The 4,980-nt window shown below is 60.7% G+C and carries 3 protein-coding genes; 1 reads left to right on the top strand and 2 read right to left on the bottom strand.

The features are described from left to right. Nucleotides 1-42 precede the first annotated feature (42 nt). Nucleotides 43-1,740 carry a methyl-accepting chemotaxis protein gene (locus WB528_RS05100; protein ID WP_423887339.1) on the top strand — a complete coding sequence of 566 codons (1,698 nt, stop codon included), beginning with the start codon at nt 43-45 and terminating at the stop codon, nt 1,738-1,740. A gap of 147 nt (nt 1,741-1,887) precedes the next feature. On the opposite strand, the gene WB528_RS05095 is transcribed toward WB528_RS05100, so the two are convergent. Together WB528_RS05095 and WB528_RS05090 are read right to left on the bottom strand one after the other, a co-directional pair. Beyond that, entirely contained in the window at nt 1,888-3,516 is a 1,629-nt protein-coding gene (locus WB528_RS05095; RefSeq protein WP_423887338.1) for a DHA2 family efflux MFS transporter permease subunit, read from the bottom strand. A 20-nt stretch (nt 3,517-3,536) separates the two neighbouring features. Next, a complete protein-coding gene (locus WB528_RS05090) occupies nt 3,537-4,775 on the bottom strand; it encodes an HlyD family secretion protein (RefSeq protein ID WP_423887337.1) in 1,239 nt (412 codons plus the stop codon). Nucleotides 4,776-4,980 lie beyond the last annotated feature (205 nt).

Below are 4,980 nucleotides of genomic sequence, written 5' to 3'. Positions count from 1 at the left end.
TAAAGATACCATCAGAACCGCTAATTTCACGAAGGAACTGTGATGCGGCACCTGAGTGTCTACCAACGATTTGGCTTGATCATCGCCGTTCTAACCATCGTCTTCGTCGCTGCGCTTTTTGCGCAAGTGATGGTGCTTCGCGATACCGTATTTGAGGAACGTCGAACCAAGGTTTTCGACATGGTCGAGGCCGCGAAGAAGATTCTCGTGAACTACGACGAGAAAGCTAGAAGCGGCAAGATTCCTGCAGAGGAGGCGCGGCGACTTGCCTTCGATGCGATCGGCGCAATGCGCTGGGGCAAATCCAGTGACTATCTTGGAATCTACGGCGCCGGAAGCACGAATGCCGGTGTCACCTACGTGCATGCCAACCCGAAATACATCAATGTCAACCGCTGGGACTACAAAGACCACAAGGGTCAGCTACTGATCCAAAATATCATCGGCAAAGCTCGGACCGGCGGCGGCTTTCTCGAATACCAGGTGCCAAAGGCGACGGGTGGGCCCGAGCAGCCGAAACTCACCTATGCCGGGGGGTATGGTGCGGGCGACGATTTGCTCGCTATCCAGGCGGGCGTCTATACCGACGATGTCGACGCCGTGGTGTTCGTCCGGGCTATCTGGATTGCCTTGGGGGGACTGGGCGGCTTGCTCATCGCAGGAATGGTCGCGTTCGTCCTTGGTCGCGGCCTGGTTCGTCCGCTCGGCGAGATATGTGGCGCCATGGATGATCTGGCCAAGGGCAACTTGAACACTGAGGTTCCCTTCATTGAGCATCGAAACGAGATCGGCCGCATTGCGCGCAGCCTTTCCATCTTCAAGACTCGGTTGATTGACGCCGAACGCCTCCGTGCCGAGCGAGAGGAGGGAACCGCTCGCGCCGTTGCGGAGCGTAAGTTGGCCATGAACCAGATCGCGAGCGTATTCGAGACGAGCGTCGGCGCGATCGTCGCTGGGGCCGCTTCAGCCGCCGCCGAAATGCAGAACTCGGCGCAATCGCTGTCGGAAATTGCAAAGGAAACGACACGACAGAGCACGACCGTCGCCTCGGCCGCACAGCAGACTACCGGAAATGTACAGACCGTGGCTGCCGCCGCCGAGGAACTTTCGAGATCCGGTCAGGAAATCTCTCGTCAAATCGACCACTCGGCATCGATCGCGCAAAGCGCGGTTGCGCAGGCGGACCGCACGAATGAAATGGTGGAAGGGCTGCTGGAGGCGACACAGAAAATTGGGGAAGTGATGGGTCTCATTCAAAACATTGCCGCCCAGACCAATCTCCTGGCCCTAAACGCGACCATCGAAGCCGCGCGAGCAGGTGATGCAGGTCGGGGTTTTGCCGTCGTGGCAAACGAAGTGAAGGCGCTGTCGACACAGACCGCGAAGGCGACTGAGGAGATCGCCGATCAAATCGACGCGATCCGCAATGCCACCGGAACAACGGCCCAGGCCATTCGCGAGATCGGCGCTACAATCGGCCAGATAAACGAGATCGCTAAAACAATTGCCGCAGCAGTCGACCAGCAGCACGGATCGACCAAAGAAATAGCCCACAGCGTGCAGGAGGCAGCTCAGGGCACACAAGGGGTCATGCAAAACATTGCTGGTGTCACCAAGGCGTCAGGCCAGGTGGGAGCCGCCGCGGAACTGGTCCTCAGTTCGGCCGGCGAACTCGGAAAACAGTCTGAACGCTTGAAACGAGAGATTGAGGGTTTTCTGACGACAGTCCGGGCGGCCTAGCGAGATTGCATGGCCGCTTCAGCCTTGTACCAAAGACGGTCACAAAACAAGGCGAACGAGTCCGACTTCCGGCCAACCGCTTCCCGAACACATCTTTTCGATCTTGCGCTCAGGGCTCCATGGCGCGACCTGTCGGTGCAAGGCCGCTCAGTGCCCGCCGCCTGCGGCAGCGCCGCCTTTCGGTTTGCCGGTGAGCAGGATAGCGATGCCGGCTATCACCAGCACGATGCCTACGACCGCAAAGGTGTCGCTGAAGCCCATCACCAAAGCCTGCTGCTTGACCGCGCTGCCGAGCGAAATGATCGCCTGCCGATGCGCGGTCGCGGGATCGGGCACGCCATGCGCCAGGAAAAAGTTGGTCATCTGCTCGATCCGGGTGCGCACTTCCTCGCGGCCGAGATGGACGGCCTGACCGATGATGTTGGAGTGGAACTGCTCGCGCTTGGTCACGATGGTGGCGAGCAGCGCCGTGCCGACGGCGCCGCCGAGGTTCCGCATCATGTTGGAAATGCCGGAGGCCGCGGCCGCATCCTGCGGCGCCACGCTGCCGAGCGAGATCGCACTCAAAGGCGCCAGCGTCAGCGCCTGGCCGATCGCGCGGACGATGTTGGGCACGAAGAGCTGGTCGCCGGCATAGTCGAGCGACATCGTCGTGTTCATGAAGGCTGAGAGCGCAAACAGGCTCATGCCGGTAAACGCAATGAAGCGGATGTCGAAGCGCTGCATCAGTTTCGGCACCAGCGGGATCAGAACCAGCTGCGGCAGGCCGGTCCAGGCCAGCACCGCGCCGATCTGTTCGGCATTGTAGTGCTGCACCTCGCCGAGATAGGCCGGCAGCAGATAGACCGTGCCGAACAGGGCAAAGCCGAGGAAGACGGCGGAAATGGTGCCGAAACCAAAGCTGCGCTGGGTGAGAAGGCGCAGGCGCAGCAGGGGTTTCTCCACGATCAGTTCGTTGGCGATGAACAGTGCGAGGCTGACGACGGCGATAACTGTGAGTTTGACGATGAAGGGCGAACCGAACCAGTCGTCCTTGTTGCCTTCCTCCAGCACGGCTTGTAGCGAGGCAAGGCCGACCGCCATCGTCAGGATGCCGAACCAATCGCCTTCGGCCAGCAGGCCGAGCCGGATCGGTTGACGTTCGAGCGTGAAATAGAGTGCCGTCACCATGACCATGGTCGGGATCACGTTGACGAAGAAGATCGTCTGCCAGCCGTAATTCTCGGTGAGATAGCCGCCGATGGTCGGGCCGATCGCGGGCGCAAAGGTCACGGCCAGCGCGAACATAGCCAAGCCGATCGGTTGCTGCGGCTTCGGCAGCTTGGTGAAAACCAGTGTGAAGGCCATCGGAATCAGCACGCCGCCGAAAAAGCCCTGGAAGCCGCGCATCGCGATCATCGAAGGCAAGTCATGGGTGAAGGCGCAGGCGACGGAAAACGCCGCAAACAATGTCGCAAAGGAAAGGATGACATTGCGGTAGGAGAACATCCGGCTGAGATAGTCGGTCAGCGGGATCACCACGATCTCGCCGATCAGATACGACGTCGAAATCCACGATCCGTTATCGACGCCGGTACCGATGCCGCCTTCGATGTTCAACAGCGAGGCGTTGGTGATCTGGATGTTCAGGATCGCCATGAACGCGCCGATCATGGCGGCCATTACCGAGATCCAGACCGTGGCGCTGGCGCGCCCCGGAGTAGCCGGCGTCACCGCTAACGTCACGTTGCCGAGAGGGGCGGGTCGGGGAGAGCTCGAGAGTGCAAGGTCTGACATGACATCACCTTTGGTCTCTTTTATTTCGGCATCTTCTCTTTGACGTCATTTTGCGAGGCGAGCAGCGCAACGCTGGAGGAGGTGCCGGGATGCGGCGCGCTCACCGCCACCGCCTGGCGTTTTTGCGTCTGAATGGTCGGGATCACCGACATGCCCGGGCGAAGCTCGACGCTCGATGCATCCAGCGCGATTTTGACAGGAATGCGCTGCACCACCTTGGTGAAGTTGCCGGTGGCGTTGTCCGGGGGCAGCAGCGCGAATTCCTGGCCGCTGGCGGGTGCGAGACTATCGACGTGGCCATGCACGGACTTGCCGGGGAACATGTCGACGTCGATGTCGACCGCCTGGCCGGCCTGCACATGGGTGAGCTGCGTTTCCTTGAAGTTCGCGATCACATAGGCGCCGCTTGCGGGCACCACCGACATCAATTGCGTGCCGGCCTGGACATATTGTCCTGCGCGCAAGGTGCGGTTTCCGACGACGCCGTCGATTGGCGCGACGATGGTGGTGTAGGAGAGATTGAGTTCAGCCTGCTGCTGGAGCGCATCGGCGCGTTTGACGGTCGCGGCGGATTGCGCGATTTCGGCCTTGAGTAGTTCAACCTGCTTTAAGGCCGAGGCGAGGTTCGCCTTGTCGCGTTCGATGGCGGCGAGCGCGCCGGCATTGCGCGATTGCGCCGACTGCGCATTCTGCACGCTGCCGTAGCCGGTCGCGGCGAGGTCGGTATAGCGCTTGTTCTCTTGGGTGGTGAAAGTCGCAGACGCCGTGTCGACGTCCAGCGTCGCCTTGGCGGCGTCGATCACCGCCTGCTGCACGTCGAGTTGGGCGCGCTTGCTGGCGATCGCGGCTTCCGCCGCAGCGACGTCGGCCTTGGCCTGATCGAGCGCGACCTTGAAGTCGCGGTCGTCGATCCGCGCCATCACCTGGCCCGCCTTTACGCGCTCGTTGTCGCCGACCAGGACTTCATGAAGATAGCCGGACACCTTCGGCGCGACGGTGGTGTTGTCGGCCTTCACGTAGGCGTCGTCGGTCGAGACCAGAAAACGGCCGACCGTCCAGTAGTCGAAACCGTACCAGGATGCGCCGGCCAGCACCGCAACGGCAGCACCTGCCATCAACAAGCGGCGCAGCCCGCCATGGACCGGCTTTGCAGTGGGTTGAGGGGTCTCCGGCGCCAAAGCCTCCGCGGGAACCAGCTTTTGCACGGTCTCGGCGGGAAGCGCCTGTTCGGCCTCGAAGGCGGTGGAATGACGGGTCATGGTAGCCCTCCTCTTGGCTTAAACCGTTGCTGCGAAAGCGAAAGTCTCAGTCACACGTAACGAGTTAAATTAGGAAACTTGACATTTTCCAAAATACAATGCACACTGGGACTGTCAATAGAATGACAGTCATCATGTAAAAGCATGGCTCGTTATGACGAACACGAAGAGCGAGGCGGAGCTCGAAGATCCCTGCGCGGAAGTG

The sequence above is a fragment of the Bradyrhizobium sp. genome (assembly GCF_049586575.1).
Lineage (GTDB): Bacteria > Pseudomonadota > Alphaproteobacteria > Rhizobiales > Xanthobacteraceae > Bradyrhizobium.
Note: the sequence above shows the minus strand (reverse complement) of the source record. Positions and strands in the feature narration are given on the sequence as shown.